General features: G+C 58.1%; 19 protein-coding genes and 2 pseudogenes. 14 read left to right on the forward strand and 7 right to left on the reverse strand.

Annotated elements, in window-relative coordinates; all coding sequences use genetic code 11:
• The first annotated feature begins 105 nt into the window (after window positions 1-105).
• The 11 genes and pseudogenes from BVK86_RS03060 to BVK86_RS03110 all read left to right on the forward strand — a co-directional run bounded on the left by BVK86_RS03060 (window position 106) and on the right by BVK86_RS03110 (window position 12,020).
• Window positions 106-1,416: a glycosyltransferase gene (locus BVK86_RS03060; RefSeq protein ID WP_075945025.1), complete on the forward strand. Its 1,311-nt coding sequence runs from the start codon at window positions 106-108 to the stop codon at window positions 1,414-1,416.
• A 183-nt stretch (window positions 1,417-1,599) separates the two neighbouring features.
• A pseudogene (locus BVK86_RS03065) lies at window positions 1,600-1,806 on the forward strand (PI-PLC domain-containing protein); the annotation flags it as partial.
• A 92-nt stretch (window positions 1,807-1,898) separates the two neighbouring features.
• On the forward strand, window positions 1,899-2,804 hold the full coding sequence (locus tag BVK86_RS03070) for an AraC family transcriptional regulator (RefSeq protein WP_075945026.1): 906 nt from the start codon (window positions 1,899-1,901) through the stop codon (window positions 2,802-2,804).
• A gap of 311 nt (window positions 2,805-3,115) precedes the next feature.
• Window positions 3,116-4,426: an ABC transporter substrate-binding protein gene (locus BVK86_RS03075; protein ID WP_075945027.1), complete on the forward strand. Its 1,311-nt coding sequence runs from the start codon at window positions 3,116-3,118 to the stop codon at window positions 4,424-4,426.
• A gap of 150 nt (window positions 4,427-4,576) precedes the next feature.
• On the forward strand, window positions 4,577-5,503 hold the full coding sequence (locus tag BVK86_RS03080; protein ID WP_075945308.1) for a carbohydrate ABC transporter permease: 927 nt from the start codon (window positions 4,577-4,579) through the stop codon (window positions 5,501-5,503).
• 8 nt (window positions 5,504-5,511) lie between these two features.
• Window positions 5,512-6,342: a carbohydrate ABC transporter permease gene (locus tag BVK86_RS03085; protein ID WP_075945028.1), complete on the forward strand. Its 831-nt coding sequence runs from the start codon at window positions 5,512-5,514 to the stop codon at window positions 6,340-6,342.
• Window positions 6,343-6,375: 33 nt separating this feature from the next.
• Entirely contained in the window at window positions 6,376-7,479 is a 1,104-nt protein-coding gene (locus BVK86_RS03090; RefSeq protein WP_075945029.1) for an ABC transporter ATP-binding protein, read from the forward strand.
• Window positions 7,480-7,495: 16 nt separating this feature from the next.
• Window positions 7,496-8,968, forward strand: coding sequence for a mannitol dehydrogenase family protein (locus BVK86_RS03095; protein ID WP_075945030.1), 1,473 nt, complete (start codon window positions 7,496-7,498; stop codon window positions 8,966-8,968).
• A gap of 141 nt (window positions 8,969-9,109) precedes the next feature.
• Complete coding sequence (gene xylB, locus BVK86_RS03100) at window positions 9,110-10,606, forward strand: xylulokinase (RefSeq protein WP_075945031.1); 1,497 nt, start codon at window positions 9,110-9,112, stop codon at window positions 10,604-10,606.
• Between the two features lie 13 nt (window positions 10,607-10,619).
• A complete protein-coding gene (locus tag BVK86_RS03105) occupies window positions 10,620-11,564 on the forward strand; it encodes a carbohydrate kinase family protein (protein ID WP_075945032.1) in 945 nt (314 codons plus the stop codon).
• A gap of 186 nt (window positions 11,565-11,750) precedes the next feature.
• A complete protein-coding gene (locus BVK86_RS03110; RefSeq protein WP_075945033.1) occupies window positions 11,751-12,020 on the forward strand; it encodes a DUF2790 domain-containing protein in 270 nt (89 codons plus the stop codon).
• A 70-nt stretch (window positions 12,021-12,090) separates the two neighbouring features.
• On the opposite strand, the gene BVK86_RS03115 is transcribed toward BVK86_RS03110, so the two are convergent.
• From BVK86_RS03115 to BVK86_RS03130, 4 genes and pseudogenes are all read right to left on the reverse strand, one after another.
• Entirely contained in the window at window positions 12,091-12,363 is a 273-nt protein-coding gene (locus BVK86_RS03115) for a DUF1652 domain-containing protein (protein ID WP_075945034.1), read from the reverse strand.
• Between the two features lie 255 nt (window positions 12,364-12,618).
• A pseudogene (gene ilvA / locus BVK86_RS03120) lies at window positions 12,619-13,614 on the reverse strand (threonine ammonia-lyase, biosynthetic); the annotation flags it as partial.
• 324 nt (window positions 13,615-13,938) lie between these two features.
• Window positions 13,939-14,862, reverse strand: coding sequence for a magnesium transporter CorA family protein (locus tag BVK86_RS03125; RefSeq protein ID WP_075945036.1), 924 nt, complete (start codon window positions 14,860-14,862; stop codon window positions 13,939-13,941).
• 7 nt (window positions 14,863-14,869) lie between these two features.
• Window positions 14,870-16,468 (reverse strand): RimK family protein, encoded by a 1,599-nt coding sequence (locus tag BVK86_RS03130; protein ID WP_075945037.1) that lies wholly within the window; start codon window positions 16,466-16,468, stop codon window positions 14,870-14,872.
• A 94-nt stretch (window positions 16,469-16,562) separates the two neighbouring features.
• On the opposite strand from BVK86_RS03130, the gene rimI reads away from it, so the two are divergent.
• The gene (gene rimI, locus BVK86_RS03135) at window positions 16,563-17,657 is read left to right on the forward strand and encodes a ribosomal protein S18-alanine N-acetyltransferase (RefSeq protein WP_075945038.1); all 1,095 of its coding nucleotides are present in this window, start codon (window positions 16,563-16,565) and stop codon (window positions 17,655-17,657) included.
• A 57-nt stretch (window positions 17,658-17,714) separates the two neighbouring features.
• Here the strand turns inward: rimI and BVK86_RS03140 are convergent, their stop codons facing one another.
• Both BVK86_RS03140 and BVK86_RS03145 read right to left on the reverse strand, forming a co-directional pair.
• On the reverse strand, window positions 17,715-18,866 hold the full coding sequence (locus BVK86_RS03140; protein ID WP_075945039.1) for a PQQ-dependent sugar dehydrogenase: 1,152 nt from the start codon (window positions 18,864-18,866) through the stop codon (window positions 17,715-17,717).
• Window positions 18,867-18,917: 51 nt separating this feature from the next.
• The gene (locus BVK86_RS03145; protein ID WP_075945040.1) at window positions 18,918-19,277 is read right to left on the reverse strand and encodes a hypothetical protein; all 360 of its coding nucleotides are present in this window, start codon (window positions 19,275-19,277) and stop codon (window positions 18,918-18,920) included.
• A 190-nt stretch (window positions 19,278-19,467) separates the two neighbouring features.
• Here BVK86_RS03145 and ku point away from each other — a divergent pair, with 190 nt between their 5' ends.
• Window positions 19,468-20,328 (forward strand): non-homologous end joining protein Ku, encoded by an 861-nt coding sequence (gene ku, locus BVK86_RS03150; protein WP_075945041.1) that lies wholly within the window; start codon window positions 19,468-19,470, stop codon window positions 20,326-20,328.
• 65 nt (window positions 20,329-20,393) lie between these two features.
• On the opposite strand, the gene lpxO is transcribed toward ku, so the two are convergent.
• Window positions 20,394-21,293 carry a lipid A hydroxylase LpxO gene (lpxO, locus tag BVK86_RS03155; protein ID WP_075945309.1) on the reverse strand — a complete coding sequence of 300 codons (900 nt, stop codon included), beginning with the start codon at window positions 21,291-21,293 and terminating at the stop codon, window positions 20,394-20,396.
• A gap of 392 nt (window positions 21,294-21,685) precedes the next feature.
• On the opposite strand from lpxO, the gene BVK86_RS03160 reads away from it, so the two are divergent.
• Window positions 21,686-23,272, forward strand: coding sequence for an ABC-F family ATPase (locus tag BVK86_RS03160; RefSeq protein WP_075945042.1), 1,587 nt, complete (start codon window positions 21,686-21,688; stop codon window positions 23,270-23,272).
• The last annotated feature ends 96 nt before the right edge of the window (window positions 23,273-23,368 follow it).

The raw sequence follows: 23,368 nt of genomic DNA on the forward strand, positions 1-23,368 counted from the left end.
CACCTCATCAAAGCCTGCACCCGACCTGCGAAACGGACTTGACCTATGCTTTAATCATGCCCCTTCCCACCGCATCTCTTTGCCCGTTTCAAGGAACTCTCCTTCATGGTCCATCCCTGCGCAACCAAAGTCCTGGTGATCGGCTACGTTTGGCCCGAACCCCGCTCTTCGGCGGCCAGCGGGCATATGATGCAAATTCTCGAGGTTTTCCTGCAGCAAGGCTGGGATATCACCTTCAGCAGCCCGGCCGGCTTTGGTGAACAGCGCGCAGACCTGACGGCATTGGGTATTCGCGAAGAACCTATCGAGCTGAACAACAGCAGCTTCGACACGTTCATCAGCGAACTGAAACCGGACATCGTGTTGTTCGACCAGTTCATGATGGAGGAACAGTTCGGCTGGCGCGTGGAAAAACACTGCCCCGATGCCTTGCGCGTACTTGAAAGTAGCGACTTGCAAAGCCTCAGGCATAGTCGTCATCAACGGCTCAAGGAGCGTCTGAAGGCCAGTGACGACAACAATGATTTTCGCAAACTGTTCGCCCCGGCGTTGCGCGAAGAGTTTGAGCACATGGCCGATACCGATGTCGCCAAACGCGAGATCGCGTCTTTTTATCGCTGTGATCTGACGCTGATGGTTTCAGAGGTGGAAATCGAACTGCTGGTCGAGCAGTTCGGATTTGCGCGCAATCTGCTGCACTGGTGTCCGCTCATGGTCGACCTTCCAGACAGTCCGCCCGTGCCGTTCGAAGAACGGGCGCACTTTCTCCATATCGGCAACTTTCGCCATGCCCCCAACTGGGATGCGGTGCTGTGGTTGAAAACCGCGATCTGGCCGCTGATTCGCGAACAGTTGCCCGGCGCTCAGTTGCACATCTATGGCGCCTATACGCCGCCCAAGGCGACAGCGCTGCATAATCCGGCCCAAGGCTTTCACATCATGAACTGGGCGGAAGATGCCTTGCAGGTCATGTCGGCCGCGCGCGTGTGCATGGCACCACTACGTTTCGGTGCCGGTATCAAGGGCAAAATTGTCGATGCGATGCTTTGTGGCACGCCCAACGTCACGACGCCAGTGGGCGCGGAAGCGATGCACGGCGAGGAAGCCTGGCCTGGCGCAGTGGTCAATACCGCTCGCGAATTCGCCGATCACGCAGTGCGGCTCCACACCGACAAGGCGCGATGGCAGGAAGCACAGACCCATGGCAAGACCTTGCTTGCCAATCGCTATCGGCAGTCCCTGCACGGTCCGGCGTTGATTCAAAAACTGAAGGATTGCCAGGAAAATCTGGCGAATATCAGACGGGATAATTTTACCGGCAGCATGTTGCGCCATCACCATCACAAAAGTACCCAATACATGGCGCAATGGATCGAAGCCAAGAACCGGCATAACGAGCAACCCTGCGGTATTTAATTACCGCCACTGTGATTTCAAGTCAGATAAGGTAAGTCCATTACTTGCCCCTCACCCACGGCTGGGTGAACAGCGAAAGGATTCGCCATGACCAACAACCCGAAACGGCGCCCGGGCTTTCGATATCCGTCTCGGTTACACGCAAAACCCGCAACCGCAATTCTACTTTCACCACAACGGCTGTCCCTGTCCGCGACCTGCTACTCCTTGCTGGGCGGTCCCGCGAATATCACCCGTCATCTCAATCATTGGTTCAGCACCACGGGTGGCTGGGTCACCCGTTGCAGCATCATAAACACCGACTTTTTCGACGAGTCCGACATCGTACGTTATTGCTGGAGCGCCACCAGTATGAAGGCCGTGTACGGCCACACCCTGTATGAGCCGTAAAGCCGGCAGTAAGTTTGCGGGGCACTGCAAACTGGTATTTGCGGCGTCGAAAGAGGCATGATCAACAGGCAGAAACAAAAAAGCGACCTGCCATGACCCGAATCGCCAGAGTCACCGACCCTTCCTATGAGTTGATGGACGACCACAACGGGTTGTCCATCATCTATCGCCAGCACGGCTTCCCCTGCCCGCTGGTGCGCTGGCATTTCCACAAGGAATACGAGCTGCACCTGATCGTCGCCAGTTCCGGCAAAGTGTTCATCGGCGATTACATTGGCAATTTTTACCCCGAAAGCCTGTTTCTCACCGGCCCTAACCTGCCCCACAACTGGATCAGTCAGGTGGCTGAAGACGAAGTCGTGCCCAAGCGCGACATGCTGGTCAACTTCACCGACGAGTTGTTCGACAGCGGCTATCAGGTGTTCGCCGAACTCAAGACCCTGGCCCCGCTGCTGGAGCGCGCGAAGTACGGCATCGAGTTTCGCGGCAAGCATACGATTCGCAAGGCGATGGACCTGATGCAACGCATCGCCGATAGCAGCGGCGTCACCCGCCTCGGGCACTTTTTCATTTTGCTGGAGTTGCTTGCGGCTTCTGATGATTATCAATTGCTGTCCGGCGCAACCACCCCGCAACTGGCGGATGAGCACAACGTCGACCGCACTAACCGCGCGGTGGATTACATTTTTGCCCATTACGCCCGGGACTTGACGCTGGAAGAAGTCGCCGAGCATCTGGGCATGAAACCGACCTATTTCAGCCGGGTCTTCAAGCAGGCGACCGGACGCAACTTTATCGAGTTCGTCAATCGTCTGCGTATCAGCAAGTCCTGCGAATTGTTGGCGGATGGCGATAAACCGGTGACCGATGTTTGCTTCGAGTCAGGTTTCAACAACATTTCCAATTTCAACCGGCGCTTTCAGCAACTCAAAGGCATGACGCCTTCGCATTACCGGCGACTGGTGGTGCAACGGTTGACCGAACCAAACCTGGGTTAGGCCTGTGGGAGCGAGCTTGCTCGCGATGAGGCCGTGTCAGTCGACATTCATTAACCTGATACGCCGCCATCGCGAGCAAGCTCGCTCCCGCAAACCTGTACGTATTCGATATCGCCTTCGCGCTAAAAACCCCTTCCCTGCGTCTGCACCCCAAAACCCCAGTGCAAAAAAGTATCGATTAAAGTGCGACTGATGATTTGTCTCGCCCGCAATTGAAGGCTGTAATCAGCACAGATTCTTCCTGCCTTCGGAAGACACAAAAACAATAACTGTCCTTCTGTAACCCGCCGGGTGCAGAAAAGGAGTGCACGATGCAACCTTCTGTAAAAGCTCTGCTTGCCCTCACCTGCATGACCCTCAGCAGCGTCAGCCTTGGCGCCCAGACCCTGACCATCGCCACCGTCAACAACAGCGACATGATCCGTATGCAAAAGCTCTCGAAAACCTTCGAGGCCGAGCACCCGGACATCAAGCTCAACTGGGTGGTGCTTGAAGAAAACGTCTTGCGTCAGCGCCTGACCACCGACATCGCCACCCAGGGCGGGCAGTTCGACGTGCTGACCATCGGCATGTACGAGGCGGCATTGTGGGGCGCCAAGGGTTGGCTGGAGCCGATGAAGGATTTGCCCGCCAGTTATGACCTCGACGACGTGTTCCCGTCTGTACGTGAAGGCCTTTCGGTGAAAGGCTCGCTGTATGCCCTGCCGTTCTACGCTGAAAGCTCGATTACCTACTACCGCACCGACCTGTTCAAGGACGCCGGCCTGACCATGCCCGAGCGCCCGACCTGGACGCAGATCAGCGAGTTCGCCGCCAAACTCACCCACAAGGATAAGGAACAGTACGGCATCTGCCTGCGCGGCAAGGCCGGTTGGGGCGAGAACATGGCGCTGATCACCACCGTGGCCAACGCCTACGGCGCACGTTGGTTCGATGAGAAGTGGCAACCGGAGTTCAACGGCCCTGAATGGAAAAACGCGCTGAACTTCTACGTCGACACCATGAAAAAATTCGGCCCGCCGGGTGCGTCAAGCAACGGTTTCAACGAAAACCTCGCCCTGTTCAATAGCGGCAAATGTGCGATGTGGGTCGATGCCAGCGTTGCGGGTTCGTTCGTCACCGACAAGACCCAGAGCAAGGTCAGCGACCACGTCGGCTTCACCTACGCACCCCATGAAGTCACCGACAAAGGCTCGGCCTGGCTGTATTCCTGGGCACTGGCGATCCCGACCAGTTCCAAGGCCAAAGATGCCGCGAAAACCTTCAGTGCCTGGGCCACTTCCAAGGAATATGGCGCGCTGGTCGCCGAGAAAGACGGCATTGCCAACGTCCCGCCAGGCACCCGCGCCTCGACCTACAGCGATGCCTATATGAGCGCGGCGCCGTTTGCCAAGGTGACACTGGAATCGCTGAAGGCAGCGGACCCGAGCAAACCGAGCGCCAAACCGGTGCCTTACATCGGCATTCAATTGGTGACGATTCCTGAGTTCCAGGGCATCGGCACCCAGGTCGGCAAGTCCTTCTCGGCAGCTCTCATTGGCCAGACCACGGTCGACCAGGCCCTCGCCGCGGCCCAGCAAACCACTGAACGTGAGATGAAGCGCGCCGGTTATCCCAAGTAACCCATCGCCCCGCTCTCGCCTACGGTGGGAGCGAGCCTGCTCGCGAAGAGGCCGGTTCAACCGACGCATTTTCGTGACTGATCCATCGCTTTCGCGAGCAGGCTCGCTCCCACAGTGATCTTCATTGCCGGTACCCATTGGTTTAACGCCATGAATACTTCAACTGCCAAAGCTCACATGGACATTCCCCAACCGCTGCGCAAAAGCCGGTTAACCAACCCCGGCTGGTTTCTGGTCAGTCCTTCGGTGGCCCTGCTGCTGCTGTGGATGATCGTACCGCTGGGCATGACGGTCTATTTCTCGAGCATTCGCTACAACTTGCTCAATCCCGGCGAAAACGAGTTCGTCGGGCTGGAAAACTTCACCTACTTCCTCACCGATTCCGGCTTCCTGCCCGGCGCTACCAATACGCTGTTGCTGGTGGGCAGCGTGCTCTTGATCAGCGTGGTGTTCGGCGTGTTGATCAGCGCGCTGCTGGAGGCCAGTGAATTTCTCGGTCGCGGCATTGTGCGGGTGATGCTGATCTCGCCGTTCTTCATCATGCCCACGGTCGGTGCGCTGATCTGGAAAAACCTGATTTTCCATCCGGTGTCGGGGATTCTCGCCTATATCTGGAAACTGTTCGGCGCGCAACCCGTGGACTGGCTGGCGCACTACCCGTTGCTGTCGATCATCATCATTGTCTCCTGGCAATGGCTGCCCTTCGCGATCCTGATCCTGATGACCGCCATGCAGTCCCTCGACCAGGAACAGAAAGAAGCCGCACGTCTGGACGGCGCGGGCCCCATCGCGATTTTCTGGCACCTGACCCTGCCGCACCTGGCACGGCCGATTGCGGTGGTGGTGATGATTGAAACCATTTTCCTGCTCTCGGTGTTCGCCGAAATTTTCACCACCACCAACGGCGGCCCGGGCTACGCCTCGACCAACCTCGCCTACCTGATCTACAACCAGGCGCTGGTGCAGTTCGACGTCGGCATGGCGTCCGCTGGCGGGTTGATCGCGGTGGTGATCGCCAACATCGCGGCCATCGTGCTGGTGCGGATGATCGGCAAAAACCTGACAGACAAAGCCTGAGGCCTGCCATGACTCTTCAACAATCCCGCCGCGTGCAAAGCCTGCTCCTCGGCACCCTGGCCTGGGCCATTGCGATCGTGATTTTCTTCCCGATCTTCTGGATGGTGATGACCAGTTTCAAAACCGAAATCGACGCATTCGCCACGCCACCTCAGTTCATTTTCGCACCGACACTGGAAAACTATCTGCACATCAACGAGCGCAGCGATTACTTCAGTTTCGCCTGGAACTCGGTGGTGATTTCCTTCAGCGCCACGGCCCTGTGCCTGCTGATCGCGGTGCCGGCCGCTTACTCCATGGCGTTCTACGAAACCCAGCGCACCAAAGGCACGCTGCTGTGGATGCTCTCGACCAAGATGTTGCCGCCGGTGGGCGTACTGATGCCGATCTACCTGCTGGCCAAGAGTTTCGGCCTGCTCGACACGCGTATCGCGTTGATCGTGATCTACACCCTGATCAACCTGCCAATCGTGGTCTGGATGATTTACACCTACTTCAAAGACATCCCCAAGGACATCCTCGAAGCCGCCCGCCTCGATGGCGCCACGCTGTGGCAGGAAATGGTCCGGGTGCTGCTGCCGATCGCCAAAGGTGGCCTGGCCTCCACGGTGCTGTTGTCGCTGATTCTGTGCTGGAACGAGGCGTTCTGGTCGCTGAACCTGACCTCGTCGAAGGCCGCGCCACTGACTGCGTTGATCGCTTCGTACTCAAGTCCCGAGGGGTTGTTCTGGGCCAAGTTGTCGGCGGTCTCAACCCTGGCGTGTGCGCCGATCCTGATCTTTGGATGGATCAGCCAGAAGCAATTGGTCCGCGGCCTGTCGTTCGGTGCCGTGAAATAGCCCTCAAAGAACAAGTACAAAAGGAGCGCCACCATGGCCAACCTGAAAATCAAGAATCTGCAAAAAGGCTTCGAAGGATTTTCCATCATCAAGGGCATCGACCTTGAAGTGAACGACAAGGAATTCGTGGTCTTCGTCGGACCTTCAGGCTGCGGCAAATCCACGCTGCTGCGGTTGATCGCCGGCCTGGAGGAAGTCAGCGGCGGCACCATCGAACTCGACGGCCGCGACATCACCGAAGTCAGCCCGGCCAAACGTGACCTGGCGATGGTGTTCCAGACCTACGCGCTGTACCCGCACATGAGCGTGCGCAAGAACATGTCGTTCGCCCTTGATCTGGCCGGTGTGCCCAAGGCAGAGGTGGAAAGGAAAGTCGGCGAAGCGGCACGCATCCTTGAACTGGGGCCGATGCTCGAGCGCAAGCCCAAGCAATTGTCCGGAGGCCAGCGCCAACGCGTGGCGATTGGCCGGGCCATCGTGCGCAACCCGAAGATTTTCCTGTTCGACGAACCGCTCTCCAACCTTGACGCGGCGCTGCGGGTGCAGATGCGTCTGGAGTTACTGCGCCTGCACAAAGACCTGCAAGCGACGATGATCTACGTGACGCACGACCAGGTCGAAGCCATGACCATGGCCGACAAAGTCGTGGTGCTCAACGGCGGCAAGATCGAACAAGTCGGCTCGCCGCTGGATCTGTATCACCAGCCGGCCAACCTGTTCGTCGCCGGTTTCCTCGGCACGCCGAAAATGGGCTTCCTCAAAGGCCGGATCACCCGCGTCGACGGCCAGGGTTGCGACGTACAACTTGACGCCGGTACCCGCATCAGCCTGCCGCTGAACGGCGCCAGCCTGAGTGTCGGTGGCGCGGTGACGCTGGGCATTCGTCCGGAACACCTGGAACCGGCGAAACCCGGCGACTGCGCGTTGCAAGTCACCGCCGACGTCAGCGAACGCCTGGGCAGCGACACCTTCTGCCATGTGCGTACAGCCTCCGGCGAAGCACTGACCATGCGAGTGCGCGGCGACCTGGCGAGCCGTTACGGCGAAACCCTTAGCCTGCACCTGGACCCCGAGCACTGCCATTTATTCGATGCCGACGGCGTGGCACTGACCCGTCCTTTGCGCGTTGCCGCCTGATTTGCGAGACCTTTTGATGAAGCTCAATAAACAAAACCTCAACCGCCTCGCCCCCGAAGTGATCCTGCCCGCCTACGCCCTCAGCGACACGCGCCAAGGCATCGCCCACATCGGCGTCGGCGGTTTTCATCGCGCCCATCAGGCGTATTACACCGACGCCCTGATGAACACCGGCGAAGGCCTGGACTGGGCGATCTGCGGGGTCGGCCTGCGTGCCGAAGACCGTCGTGCCCGCGATGACCTCAAAGAACAGGATTACTTGTTCACCCTGTTTGAATTGGGTGACACCGATGACACCGAAGTCCGGGTCATTGGTGCCATCCGCAATATGTTGCTGGCCGAGGACGGTGCGGCCGCGCTGATCGACAAACTCGCCGAACCGCAGATCCGCATCGTTTCCCTGACGATCACCGAGGGCGGGTATTGCATCGATGACAGCAACGGCGAATTCATGGCCCACTTGCCGCAAATTCAACACGATCTGGCCAATCCGGATGCACCGAAAACCGTGTTCGGCTTTCTATGCGCCGCACTGGCCAGGCGCCGGGCCGCAGGTACGCCTGCGTTCACCTTGATGTCGTGCGATAACCTGCCGCACAACGGCGCGGTCACCCGCAAGGCGTTGCTGGCCTTCGCCGGTCTGCGTGACGCTGGCTTGCGTGACTGGATAGCGAGCAATGTCAGCTTCCCCAACGCCATGGTCGACCGCATCACGCCGATGACCAGCACTGAGCATCGTCTGCAACTGGCGGACAAGCACGGGGTGGACGACGCCTGGCCGGTGGTCTGCGAACCGTTTGTACAGTGGGTGCTGGAAGACAAGTTCGTCAACGGCCGCCCGGCCTGGGAACAGGTCGGTGTGCAGTTCACCGACGACGTCACGCCTTATGAAGACATGAAAATCAAGCTGCTCAACGGCAGCCATCTGGCGCTGACCTATCTCGGTTTTTTGAAGGGCTATCGCTTCGTCCACGAAACCATGAACGACCCGCTGTTCGTACGCTACATGCGCGCCTACATGGACCTGGACGTCACCCCGCAACTGGCGCCAGTGCCGGGCATTGACCTGACTGATTACAAGAACACGCTGGTGGCGCGTTTCTCCAATCAGGCGATTGCCGATCAACTGGAGCGGGTGTGCTCGGACGGTTCGTCGAAATTTCCCAAGTTCACCATTCCGACTATTAACCGCCTGATTGCCGATGGCCGGGAGACCAAACGAGCGGCGCTGGTAGTGGCGGCGTGGGCCTTGTATTTGAAGGGTGTGGATGAGAATGGCGACACCTATTCGATACCGGACCCGCGAGCGGCGTTCTGCCAGGCGTTGGTGGCCGATGATGCGTTGATCACCCAGCGTTTGCTGGAGGTCGAGGAGATTTTTGGCACGGCGATCCCGCGTTCGGCGGCGTTTGTCGCGGCGTTCGAGTGGTGCTGCAACAGTTTGCGGGAGGTGGGTGTGACGCGGACGCTGGAGCGGGTTTTGACCTGAGACTTGCGGTGAAGCAACTGCCGCCTTCGCGAGCAGGCTCGCTCCCACAGTAGATCTTGAGCGAAAACAAGATCCCATGTGGGAGCGAGCCTGCTCGCGAATGGACTCACCGATTTCGACCTGACACACCAAGGACATTCCATGGCAAATCAACAATTATTCCTAGGCATCGACTGCGGCACCCAAGGCACCAAAGCCATCATCCTCGACGCCGTCAGTGGAGAGGTGCTGGGCCTCGGTGCCGCCTCTCACACGATGATCAGCGGCGCCAACGGCCGTCGCGAACAGGACACCACTCAATGGCTGGAAGCCTTTGCCCTCGCCACCCGACGCGCCTTGCTCGCAGCCGACGTCGATGGCCAGGACATCCTCGGCATCGGTGTTTCCGGCCAGCAACATGGCCTGGTCCTGCTCGATGATCAGGGCCAGGTGCTGCGCCCGGCCAAACTCTGGTGCGACACCGAAACCAGCGCAGAGAATGATCGACTGCTCGAACGCCTGGGCGGCGAGAAAGGTTCGCTGGAGCGTCTGGGCGTAGTCATCGCACCGGGCTATACCGTGTCCAAACTGTTGTGGACCAAGGAACAGCATCCTGCGGTGTTTGCCCGAATTGCCCACATTCTCCTGCCCCACGATTACCTGAACTTCTGGCTCACCGGGCGCAGTTGCAGCGAGTACGGCGATGCTTCAGGCACGGGCTATTTCAACGTGCGCACCCGTCAGTGGGATTTGCAGATACTGCGCGACATCGATCCCGGCGGACGCCTGCAATCGGCGCTGCCGGAACTGATCGACGCGCACGCGGCCGTCGGCACGATCCTGCCGGCAATCGCCGAACAGTTGGGTATCAATCCGAAGGCACTGGTCTCCAGCGGTGGCGGCGACAACATGATGGGCGCCATCGGCACCGGTAACATTCGGCCCGGGGCCATTACCATGAGCCTCGGGTCGTCCGGCACGGTATACGCCTATGCCGATCAACCGACCGTCAGCCCGGACGCGGCAGTCGCCACGTTCTGCTCTTCCAGCGGCGGCTGGCTACCGTTGATCTGCACCATGAACCTGACCAATGCCACCGGGGTTATCCGCGAATTGTTCGACCTCGATATCGAGCGCTTCAACGCGCTGGTTGCCCAAGCCCCCATCGGCGCGGAAGGCGTGTGTATGCTGCCGTTTCTCAATGGTGAACGCGTCCCCGCCCTGCCCCACGCCACCGGCAGCGTGCTGGGCCTGACCATGACCAACCTGACCCAGGCCAACCTGTGTCGCGCGGTCGTCGAAGGCACAACTTTCGGATTGCGTTTCGGGTTGGACCTGTTGCGGCAAAATGGCTTACAAAGCCGCAGCATCTGCCTGATCGGCGGCGGTTCGAAAAGTCCGGTATGGCGGCAAGTGGTCGCCGACATCATGAACACGCCAGTGATTTGCACCGAACAAAGCGAAGCCGCGGCCCTGGGGGCGGCGATTCAGGCGGCGTGGTGCAAGTCCCGGGCAAACGGGCACGAGGACAGCCTGGCGCAACTGTGCGAGCGCTGCGTCAAGCTCGACCTGGCCAGTGAAACCCTGCCGATTGCAGAAAACGTAGTGCTCTCGCAGCAGGCCTACGAACGCTATCAACAGCATGTCGCAACCCTTTAAAGAGCGAACAATTATGTATCTGGTGTGTGGCGAAGCGCTGTTCGATTTCTTCAGTGAAGACGATGCCAGCGGCCTGGCTTCCAAAGTGAACTTCAAGGCGATTGCCGGCGGTTCGCCGTTGAATGTCGCGGTAGGCTTGCGCCGTTTGGGCGTGGACGCGGCGTTGTTTGCCGGGCTGTCTACCGACTACCTCGGCCGACGACTGCTGCAAGTGCTTCAGGATGAAGGTGTACAAACCGACTATCTGGTGGACTTCGCCGCGCCGACCACACTGGCCATGGTCGCGGTCGGCGCCAATGGCTCGCCACAGTACAGCTTCCGTGGCGAAGGCTGTGCTGACCGTCAGTTGACACCGGAACACCTGCCGGCGTTGGGTCCGCAGGTGCGCGGCTTGCACATCGGTTCGTTTTCGCTGGTGGTGCAACCGATTGCCGACACCTTGTTGGCGTTGGTACGCCGGGAAAGCGGCAAACGCCTGATCAGCCTCGATCCGAACGTGCGCCTCAATCCTGAGCCCAATATCGAGTTGTGGCGTTCGCGGATTGCCACGCTGGTCGAGCACGCCGACCTGATCAAGGTCAGTGATGAAGATTTGACCCTGTTATATCCCGAACAGGATCCTGCGCGGGTCATTGATGGCTGGTTGCAGCAGCGTTGTCAGTTGGTGTTCCTGACCCGTGGTGGCGAGGGCGCGACGGTGTTCAGTCGAGCACATGGTTCGTGGTCAGTGCCGGCCTGCGTGGTCAAGATCGCCGACACCGTAGGCGCGGGCGATACCTTTCAGGCGGCATTGATCACCTGGCTGACCGAGCAGCAGCTGGATTCAATTGAAGGGTTGCGTGAGCTGAGTCGCGAGCAGATCGAGACGATGGTGCGGTTTGCGGTTCAGGCGGCGGCGCTGACTTGCAGCAAGACCGGGCCGGACATGCCTTATCGGCAGCAGTTGGTGATTGACTGAATGCGATGGGTGCATCCGCCGAACGGTAGTGGCAAAGCGACAGGTGGCGTTCACGTGAATTAACCAATGCTTAATCGTGCAGTCCAACAATAACTGGACCGCACGCCTTCAGAGTCTTCTGACGCCCAGTGCGGCAGGTTCGACCATATGTCGAGCTGACTTCCGTCTGCACTGGAGATTGCCCCCATGAACTCGCGCGTCTTGCTCGTTTCTTCAGCCTTTGTCTGTGCCGCTTTTTCAGAGTTCGCCCTGGCTGACACCACCTCCGCTCAGCCTGTGGCCTCGTACCATTACGGCATGCCACTGCATGTGGGTAAAGTGATAGCCCTGACCGAGCCCACCACGCTGGAATGCCAAGTGGTGACGGCAAAAATGACGTATATCGATGAGCAGTCGGGTAGGCCCGCCGAACTGGCCTATCGAAAACTGTCGGACGCATGCAGTTATCAGAACTGACTGCCGCATTGGCGCTGGGCCTGGCGTTTCTCCAGGCCCAGCGTCTCTCGCAAGAGATTGAAATCGAGCGCTAGAGCACTTTGCCAACCACGCGTCGATGCTCGCTTTCCACGTGGTGGTTGCCGAGATCGTTGCGCAGGCCTGCAATCAATTCGTGGATTTCCCGACAACTATTCAGATGTTGCGCATCGATATCCGTTCTTAAGAGATCGAGGGTGTCGGTGCTACCGTCGGCGTAAACCTTGACGGTCATCTTCAGCTCCGGTGATAGCGAGCATTGACAACGTTTGGGCAAAAAACTGCTTTCAATGATATTGCGAAGTTCCAAGGCAGAAAGAAACATGGCCACCCTCTCCTTTGTGAGATTGCCAAACAGCTATCGACGCTGGCTCATGTGAAATCCCGGTCAGCTTGAGAACAGCTACAGCATAAAACATGCCCTGAAATTAACGGTGCAGCTCATCGGTAAATCAAAGGTTTAATGCAACAACAGGTGACATCGGTCATGCATTTTGCAAAAAAGCCCGCGCGCGACCCTGCAATTTGCACTCACATAGTGCGTTTGCATCCCCTGCCTCCTTCACGCCGAGGCGACGCTGATCGCGGCGCGTTCGGCAACATGGCGCAGGCTGTCGAAATTGATATTGGCACCGGAGTCGATGGCCACTAGCGTCTGCCCGCGGATTCCCGTGCGGGCCACGTACTTCTTGATGCCGGCCACGGCCAAGGCGCCGGATGGCTCGGTGATCGAGCGGGTGTCGTCGTAGATATTCTTGATCGCGGCACACAGCTCATCGTTACTGACCGTCTGCACTTCATCCACGCAAAACCGACACACCTCAAACCCGTGAGCGCCGATCTGCGCAACCGCCACGCCGTCGGCGAAGGTTCCGACGTTGGGCAGCACCACGCGCTCATCTGCCTCTAAGGCGGCCTGCAAACAGGCGGAGTGTTCCGACTCAACTCCGATGATGCGCACCTGTGGTCGAAGGTATTTAACGTACGCGGCGATGCCGGCGATCAAGCCGCCACCCCCAACCGGTATAAACATTGCGTCGAGCGCCCCCTGGTGCTGACGCAGTATCTCCATCGCAACGGTACCTTGCCCGGCAATCACATCCGGATCATCAAACGGTGACACGAACGTCCTGCCGCTTTGTTCTGCCAGCTCCAGCGCCCTGGCCAGGGCGAACGGAAAGCTTTCACCGTGCAGCACCGCTTCAGCGCCACGGCTGCGAACGCCGAGCACCTTCAGCTCCGGTGTCATGGCCGGCATGACAATGGTTGCGGCAATGCCCAGCTCGCGTGCGGCATGCGCCACGCCTTGGGCATGATTGCCAGCGGAAGCTGTGATGACACCTCGCGCCTTCTGCTCATCAGTCAATTGCACCAGTTTGTTGTAGGCGCCACGGATCTTGAAGGAAAAGGTCGGTTGCAAGTCTTCACGCTTCAACAGAATTTGATTGGCCAGTGCCTCGGACAACGCAGGTGCCGCTTGCAACGGCGTCCGCACCGCCAATTCATAGACGGGCGCCGCGAGGATTTTTTTCACGTAGTGTTCAAGCAAGGCTTGTTGTTGAGCGGTGTGGCTCATGGCTGTCTCCGGTATGCAGGGTCGGCGACCTTGCTGATAAAGCCCTGAGACAGAAAGTGAAAACCCGCCTCTAGGGCGGGTTGGGTGCTGCAGTCGTGAGCTAGCCCGCCAAATGAGGAATGGCGGTAATAATGCTTGGCTGGCAGCGCAATACGGTGGAAGTCATGGCCGGAAATTAGCCGGGCACGCGGGCCAAGTCAATGGTAAGTCGCTGTCGAATCCAAGATGGCTATCGCGAGCAGGCCCGCTCCTGCAGGTTTGCTGACGTCGCAACAACACTGTGGGCGCCAGCTGCCAGCGATCACGACATATCACTCACCCGATTCATTTCGCCAAGCGTTTGAGCCCTATCACCATCACTCCCGCCCCCAGCATCATCGCCATCAAAAACAATGGGTATGACACCCACCATGGTGTTCCAGCGGTCATCATGCTGAACTCGGACATGCCGCCGATGCTGGCGATCAGGTTCAGCGGCAGGAACACCACGTTGATCAACGTCAGTTTGCGCAGCAGGTTGTTCATGCTGTTGTTCATCAGGTTGCCCCGGGCATCGATCAGCCCGGAGAACACTGTCGAATAGATCTCCGCCTGTTTGTAGCATTGGTTGTTTTCGATGATGAGGTCGTCGATCAAGCCGATGGCATGCGCGTCGAAGTGTTCCTTTTCCGCGTGATTGCGCAGGCGGGTGAGTACCGCGCCATTGCTGTGGATCGCGTTGATGTAATAGATCAGGCTTTCGCTGAGGTTGAACATCTGGATCAGGTGCTGGTTCTGCATCGATGCGTTGAATTTCTGCTGCAACTCCCGGGCAACCAGCTTGATGACTTTGAGGTGACCCAAATAGTGGTGGATGTTGTTGAACAGCAAATCGAGCAACACATCCAGTGGCGTATTTAAGGCCTGCCGCCTGCCCAATCCGCCAAGCGGCGCGTCATCGGTGGCAATCACCAGGAGACGGTCCGGGCTGAACAGCAACCCACAGGAAGACACCTCAAACGCCAGGCTGTCGGCTCCAGAGTAGTTTTCCGGGTGTTTCCAGATCAGGAACAGGTTGTCGGGGTGAAACTCGATGCGCGACACCTCGTCAGGGTCCAGTGCCGACGCCAGAGCGTGTGCATCAAGTTTGAAATGGCTATGCAGCAGATCGCGTTCGGCCGCATCGGGATTGCTGAACAGCATGACTGGCGCGTCCAGCCGGTCGACGGCGTGCAATGCACCGTGGGTCAATTCAAAGCTCTTGATCATCGGCCGATCACCAGGCCTGGCCGCGACGCTTCAGATCCAGGCGTCGCACAAACTCCTCAAGCACCAGCGAGTACAGATCGTCCTGCAAGTAGGCGTCTTCGATACCGGCGTCCATGTTCGGGTTGTCGTTCACCTCGATCACCACCACTTTGTCACCCGACTGTTTGAGGTCAACGCCGTACAAGCCATCACCGATCAGGTTCGCGGTCTTCACCGCCAGTTCCACCACCGCCCGCGGCGCTTCGTGAACGGCCAGGGTCCGGCACTCACCGTTGATGTCCTGGCCTTTGGCTTTGTGGTTATAGATTTGCCAATGCCCCTTGGACATGAAGTACTGGCAGGCAAAAATCGGTTTACGGTTGAGTACGCCGATGCGCCAGTCGTATTCGGTGTAGAAAAACTCCTGTGCCAGCAATAGCACCGAGTGTTCGAACAGTTCGGCGGTGGCCTCGAGCAGCGCTTGCTGACTTTCGACTTTGATCACCCCCCGGGAAAAACAGCCGTCGGGGATCTTCAGCACCAACGGAAAGCCAAGACGTTCACCTACCCGTTCGAAATCTTCCGGTCGTTCCTTGTAGAGGATTTCGGTCGCGGGCATGCCCAGTTGGTGACTTTTGAGCAAGTCGGTCAGGTACACCTTGTTGGTGCAGCGCAGGATCGACGCCGGGTCGTCCATCACCACAAGCCCTTCGCTCTCGGCCTTCTTGGCGAAACGGTAGGTGTGGTTGTCGACGCTGGTGGTCTCGCGTATCAGCAAACCGTCGTATTCAGCGATTCGCGAATAATCCTTGCGCTCGATCAGCTCGACGTCGATACCCAGCGTCCTGCCGACCCTGACAAAATTATCCAACGCCTTGGCATTGGAGGGCGGCAATGCTTCATGGGGATCATGCAGGATGGCCAGGTCGTATCGGGCCAATCGCCGGGACCGGGGCTGGCGCCAGATCTTGCGACTGAAACTGTCGAGGGAATGCGCAAACTGATCTTCCTGATCTTCGCGCAACTTGTGCAGCGCGCCGGACTTGATGCCTTCGATATGCCAACCGTTAGCTCTGCGAAATTCAACTAACAAGATCGGACAAGCAAACACCTCAAATAACTGTCGCGCCAAATCCTGCAGCGGCTCGATATTCGTCCTGCCGAAATAAAGCGTCAGGGTAAAACCTTCGGTATCGCTGTAAGCGTGGTGACTCAGGGCTTTCTCCAGGGTTTTATCGAGGTCATCCAGCGCTAATCCATACAGGGATTTACGGGTCAGTTCGCTGATGGTCCGCACCGACGGAATAACTTTGTGGCCACGGGCTTCAGCCAACAGTGAACAGTAATAGCCGTGCCCCAGATACTTGTAGCTGCGACACAGATTGATAACCTGCACACGCTTGCCCTGCTCGTTTTCACGGGTTTGCTCCAGATACTCCTGGGCCGTGACGATGTCCTCGCTGGGGAAATAAGACGCCCAGTCTTCCTTGCGCTCGACGATGATAATCAACTGGCTTGAAGTTCTGCCCGGCTCATGTAAAGAGCCATTTAAATAAGTTTCAGAAGTGATTGCCGCCGGCAAAGTTTGCTCGGATACTTCGCGCCAATGACCTTGTACCGCTGACATAGTGATCGATCCGTTTTGGTGAACAAGACCGTATCTATTAAGCACGAAGTTTTTTGAAAGTCCCGTTTCGTTACGCAACTTTTACGGCGGTCATATGAATACATTTTTTCGTTTGGCGGTATTGGAAGACTTACCCGAATTGTTGCAACTGGAGGAGCAGTGTTTCACCACCGACCGGCTCAACAGTCGCAGCTTTCAATGGATGATTACTCGTGCCCACGGGCAACTGCTGGTAGCTCAGGCCGGTGAGCATTTACTGGGTTATGCCGTGGTGCTTTTTCATCGGGGCACGTCGCTGGCACGTCTGTATTCGATCGCCATCGCCGCCCAGGCGCGAGGCAACGGCTTGGGCAAAAAGTTACTCGATCGCGTCGAGGCCTGCGCCCTGGAACACGATTGTGCCTATTTGCGGCTGGAGGTGCGTATCGACAATCCGGCGGCGATTGCCCTGTATGAGCGCAACGGCTACCGGCGCTTTGCCGTGATTCATGACTATTACCAGGACCATGCCGATGCGCTACGCCTGGAGAAGCGCATTCTGCAGCACCGCGAGTCGCGCAACATTCAAGTGCCCTACTACGCACAAACCACCGAGTTCACCTGCGGTCCGGCTTGCCTGATCATGGCCATGGCCGCACTGCAACGGCCTGACTTTCTGGAACGTCGCGAAGAACTGCAGATCTGGCGCGAGGCAACCACCGTGTTCATGACCTCCGGCCACGGCGGCTGCAGCCCTCAAGGTTTGGCATTGGCTGCCTGGCGCCGCGGGTTCAGGGTGCGTCTGCAACTCAGCATGGCCGGGCCATTGTTCCTCGACGGTGTGCGCGACACGCATAAAAAAGACGTAATGCGCCTGGTGCACGAGGCGTTCACGGAGCAGCTGCTGACCAGCGACGTCGAGTGCGAGATCGGTGGGCCACTGAAACTGCCGCAGCTTCTGGAAGAAGGGGGGCAGCCTTTGGTGCTGATCAGCAGTTATCGCCTGACGCGCTCGAAATCACCGCACTGGGTGATCGTGACCGATTGCGATGACGAGTTCGTCTATCTGCACGATCCCGATGTGGACCATAGCCAGCATCGCCAGGCCATGGACTGCCAGCATATGCCGGTCAGCCATGGGGAGTTCGAGAAGATGTGCAGTTTTGGGCGGGGCAAGTTGCGCGCGGCGGTGGTTTTGTACGCCAGGTGAACTGAAAAAGTCGACGCCTGCGGCAGCTCCTATACGGGCTGCCGCAGGTGCGATCTGTTATTTAAGGCCTACCTTGTAGAGTCCGCCGTCCCCTTCATCGGTCAGCACATACAAGTAACCATCCGGCCCCTGCCGCACATCGCGGATGCGTTTGTTGAGCTCACCCAGCAGACGCTCCTCGTGAACCACCTTGTCGCCGTTGAACTGCAGTCGGATGAGCTCCTGCGTCACCAGCGCGCCGATGAAGACGTTGTGCTGCCATGCCTTGAAACGATCGCTGTCGTAAAAGGCCATGCCACTCAAGCCAGGTGATTTCTCCCAGAAATGCCTTGGCCCGACGGTGCCTTCGGCAGTTTTACCCTGGGCCTCAGGGATGGGCTGACCGGAATAGTTGATGCCGTGGGTTGCCAATGGCCAGCCGTAATTCTTGCCGCGTTCGATGACGTTCAATTCGTCGCCGCCCCGAGGACCGTGTTCGTTTTCCCACAGGGTGCCGGTCCATGGATTAAGCGCCGCACCTTGCGGATTGCGCACGCCGTAGGACCAGATCTCGGGTCGCACACCGGACTGACCGACAAATGGGTTGTCGTCCGGTATTTTACCGTCGGGATAAATGCGAACGACCTTGCCTTGGAGTTTGTCGAGGTCCTGTGCGGTCGGGCGGTCGTTGTTTTCCCCCAGGGTAATGAACAGATAGCCGTCACGGTCAAAAACCAGCCGCGAACCAAAATGGTTGCCGACGGAGAGCTTTGGTTCCTGCCGGAAAATCACCGTGAAATCCTTGAGGCTCGTCAGGTCTTCGGACAACCGCCCGCGACCGACAGCCGTGCCGGCCTTGTCGCCCTGACCGCCGCCCTCGGCGTAGGACAGATAAACCAGACGGTCCTGCCTGAAATCCGGTGATAACACCACATCCAGCAAACCGCCCTGCCCCTTGGCCCAAACCTTGGGCACGCCGCTGATCGGCGCCGATAACTTGCCTTCAATGCTGACAAGGCGCAGGTTGCCGGGCCGCTCGGTCACCAGCATGCCCTGCCGGTCGGGCAGAAACGCCACGGACCAGGGATGCTCCAGCCCCTTGGCGATTGACGTGACCTCAAGGGTACCTTGTTCACTGTTCATTTCCTGCGCGGACGCGGCCAGAACCGGCAGCGTCGCCGTCAACATTGCACTGGCACAGAGAGCGGTCAGAAGGGATGTACGCAACATGCACGATTCCTTTTGTCATGAGAACGGTGGGCAGAAATGAGGGCCTGCCATTTAGCGAGTAGAAGTGCCCGAATCCCGAGGAGGTGGATTGGGTATGAATTTGGGTGGACTGGAAGGCGCACTCGGCGTCTGCGAAGAGCGATTGCCGATGCCGCCGTTATCAAGCGTCGGTGGGCGCGGCACGGGCACGGTGTTCGGCCCCCGGATGGCCGGGGCGCTGGGTTGCGTGCCTTGCATGCTGTTGGGATTGGCCCGGCGAATCGGACTGTTATACGGATTGTTGTTGCCGCTGTTCGGCAGGTTCTGCGCCACCAGCAAGGGTGCACGAAGCGACGGAGCTTGCGCCTGGGCCAGGGGGCCAATTGTGGCACTCAAGGCCAACAGGATGAAGCCGAAGATGCATCTGTTCATGGGTTGCCTCTGGACGCGCGCGTGTAAGGACTTCGATAGCACGCTACGCCCCGGGTTCGGATTTGTTAACCAAAACCTCAACAGCAACATGTAACACGAAGTTGATCTGCGGCCAGGGACGGGCTGCAGGCCATTGCAACTTTTGTTTGGGCCCCACGGTCACCTGATCATCACTCGCGAGTAGACGACCATGGCACGGGCAATCTGGAAAGGCGCGATCAGTTTCGGATTGGTGCACATACCTGTGGCGCTGGTCTCGGCAACGTCCTCCCAAGGGGTGGATTTCGACTGGCTCGACAGCCGCACCATGGACCCGGTGGGCTACAAACGGGTCAACAAAGTCACCGGCAAGGAAGTGACCAAGGAGCACATCGTCAAAGGTGTCGCGTATGAAAAAGGTCGATATGTCGTGCTCAGCGAAGAAGAAATCCGCTCGGCGCATCCGTTGTCGACGCAGACCATCGATATCTTTGCCTTTGTCGACGGCGACAACATTCCGCTGCAACACATCGATACCCCCTACTACCTGGCACCGGATAAGCGCGGCGGCAAGGTCTACGCGTTATTACGCGAGACCCTGACCAAAACCAAGAAGGTCGCGCTGGCGCGCGTGGTGTTGCATACCCGCCAGTACCTCGCCGCTTTGATGCCATTGGACTCGGCCTTGGTGTTGGTCAAACTGCGCTGGCCGGCTGAGGTCCGTAGTCTGGATGAGCTGGCGTTGGGTCCGGACGTCACCAAGGCGGAATTGACTAAAGGTGAATTGGACATGGCCAAGCGCCTGGTAGAGGACATGAGCGCCGAATGGACACCGGAAGATTATCGCGACGGGTTTGAAGAGAAGATCATGGCGCTGGTGAACAAGAAGGCCCATGAAGGCAAGATCGAGGATGTTGAGACGGATACCGGCGAAGAAGCTCGCAAGACAGCGGATGTCATTGATTTGACCGAATTGCTCAAACGCAGCCTGGGGGGCAAGAGCGCCGATAAGGCGCCGGCAAAACCCAAGGCGGCAAGTAAGCCGGCAGCGCGGAAAAAAGTCAGTAAGTGATGTGTTGCAGTATTGGCGTCATCGCGGGCTTGCCTGCGATGACGCCAATACTGCAAACGAATGAATCAGACCAGAACAAAAATCGCCAGCAACCCACCGAAGAACGCCCATTTCTGCAAGTAATAGAGCTTGCGATTACGCTTCTTCAGTTCCTTGCCACGCAAACGAATTTTGTAGATCTTGCCGAACAGACGGTTGATGCCACCCGTCTTGTCACCCGCCTCGTTCGGCGCACCGGCAGCCGACATCACCGTGCGGCTGAACCAGCCGTTGAACGCTGCCGCCCACCGATATTTCATCGGACGCTCGACATCGCAGAACAAAATGATGCGGTTCTGCTGCGTGGTGTTTTCGGCGTAATGAATGAAGGTCTCATCGAACATCACCGCTTCGCCATCACGCCAGTGGTAGCTCTCGCCATCGACGTTGATGTAGCAACCGGCATCGTTCGGGGTTTCCAGGCCCAGGTGATAGCGATAGGAACCGGCATACGGGTCACGGTGACGCACCAGTTTGGAGCCCGGCGGCAACTCGGCGAACATGGCGGCCTTGATTGAGCCGATGCTTTGTACCAGCTCAGTGGTGCGCGGGCACAACTTCATGGCCGACGGGTGGCTGTCGCCGTACCACTTGAGGTAGAAACGCTTCCAGCCGGTCTTGAAGAACGAGTTGAAGCCGACGTCGTCGTATTGGTTGGAACGCTTGATCTCGCCGGCCCGCAGCAGGTTCTGGCCTTCAGCGCGGATTTCTTCCCAATGGGTCTGCAAGGGGCTCAGATCCGGAAAGTCCGCCGGATTGAGGTAAGGCTTGTTAGGGATTTTCGAGAACATATAAAGGAAGCAATTGATCGGTGCCAGAAACGTCGAGTGATCACTCAATTGGCGACCCAGCTTGTGGCGCACGCGACCGCGCAGGTGGACATACGCGATGGAGACTACATAAATAGCGGCAATGATCAGTTTCACGGAAATCGTCACACGTCAGAAGTGAACAAACTGCGCCCCCTGCCAGCCATCGGCCCTCGGGTCTTGTGCAGCGTCTGAATTCGAAACAACAGCTCCACTGGCCCTCGTTCGAGCCAGGCCGTATGTCGGCCTCGGTGAAAGGTGGCATTTTAGCCACACTTTGTAACCAATAGTTAACCTATAACAGTGAAAATCTGTGCGCGGCTACCGTCAAAGCGACGGTATGGCCTCATTACCCTATCGTTTGAAGTGCCAGACCAGTACAATCGCCGCCAAACTTTACGCGCCACCTCGTTGATGACGGAAAAAACCCGTTTCAGCGCACTTTGACTCGGGTCAAGCGCGGTCCAGCCGCCACCCTGGCTACTCTGAATGCTTCGCAGGAAAAACCTTTGATCTCTACAGCTAACATCACGATGCAGTTCGGCGCCAAGCCGCTATTCGAAAACGTTTCGGTCAAATTCGGCGCGGGCAACCGCTACGGTCTGATCGGCGCCAACGGTTGTGGCAAGTCGACCTTCATGAAAATCCTCGGTAGCGATCTTGATCCATCCGGTGGCCAGGTCATGCTTGAGCCGAACGTGCGCCTGGGTAAATTGCGCCAGGATCAGTTCGCCTACGAAGAGTTCACCGTGATCGACACCGTGATCATGGGTCACGAAGAGCTGTGGAAGGTCAAGGCCGAGCGCGACCGCATTTATTCGCTGCCGGAAATGACCGAAGAAGACGGCATGGCCGTCGCCGAACTGGAAACCGAATTCGCCGAAATGGACGGTTACACCGCTGAGTCCCGTGCTGGCGAACTGTTGCTGGGACTGGGTATCGGCATCGAGCAGCATTTCGGTCCGATGAGTGAAGTTTCCCCAGGCTGGAAACTGCGTGTCTTGCTGGCCCAGGCGCTGTTCTCCGATCCTGAAGTGCTGTTGCTCGACGAACCGACCAACCACTTGGACATCAACACCATCCGCTGGCTGGAAAACGTGCTGACCCAGCGCTCCAGCTTGATGATCATCATCTCTCACGACCGTCACTTCCTGAACAGCGTGTGCACCCACATGGCTGACCTGGATTACGGCGAGCTGCGCCTGTTCCCGGGCAACTACGACGAGTACATGACCGTGGCGACCCAGTCCCGCGAGCAACTGCTGTCGGACAACGCCAAGAAGAAAGCGCAAATTTCCGAGCTGCAATCGTTCGTCAGCCGCTTTTCGGCCAACGCCTCGAAAGCCAAGCAGGCCACCTCCCGCGCCAAGGCCATCGACAAGATCCAGCTGGCCGAGGTCAAGCCTTCTAGCCGTGTGAGCCCGTTCATCCGTTTCGAGCAAAACAAGAAGCTGCACCGTCAGGCGGTCATCGTCGAGCGCATGGCCAAGGGCTTCGACGGCAAGACCCTGTTCAAGGACTTCAGTTTCCAGGTTGAAGCTGGCGAGCGCGTGGCGATCATCGGCCCGAACGGTATCGGTAAAACCACCCTGCTGCGCACCCTGGTCAACGAACTGACACCGGATGCCGGTAGCGTCAAGTGGACCGACGCCGCTGAGCTGGGCTATTACGCCCAGGATCACGCGCACGATTTCGAAGACGACGTGACGCTGTTCGACTGGATGGGTCAGTGGACCCAGGGCGAGCAGATGATTCGCGGTACTTTGGGGCGCATGCTGTTCTCCAACGACGAGATCCTCAAGTCGGTCAAGGTCATCTCCGGTGGTGAGCAAGGTCGCATGCTGTTCGGCAAGCTGATCCTGCAAAAGCCGAACGTGTTGATCATGGACGAACCGACCAACCACTTGGACATGGAATCCATCGAGGCGCTGAACCTGGCGCTGGAAAACTATCCGGGCACGCTGATCTTCGTCAGCCACGACCGTGAATTCGTATCGTCCCTGGCCACTCGCATCATCGAGCTGAGCCCGAACGGCGTGACCGACTTCAGCGGCACTTACGACGATTACCTGCGTAGCCAGGGTGTGGTGTTCTAAGGCAGCTCAAACTGTTAGCTAAGCGCGTCAAATTAAAAGCCCTGTCTGTGTGACGGGGCTTTTTGCATTTCATGGCAGTTTTTTTCCGCGGTGCCG

Source organism: Pseudomonas reinekei, assembly GCF_001945365.1.
GTDB classification, from domain to species: Bacteria; Pseudomonadota; Gammaproteobacteria; order Pseudomonadales; family Pseudomonadaceae; genus Aquipseudomonas; species Aquipseudomonas reinekei.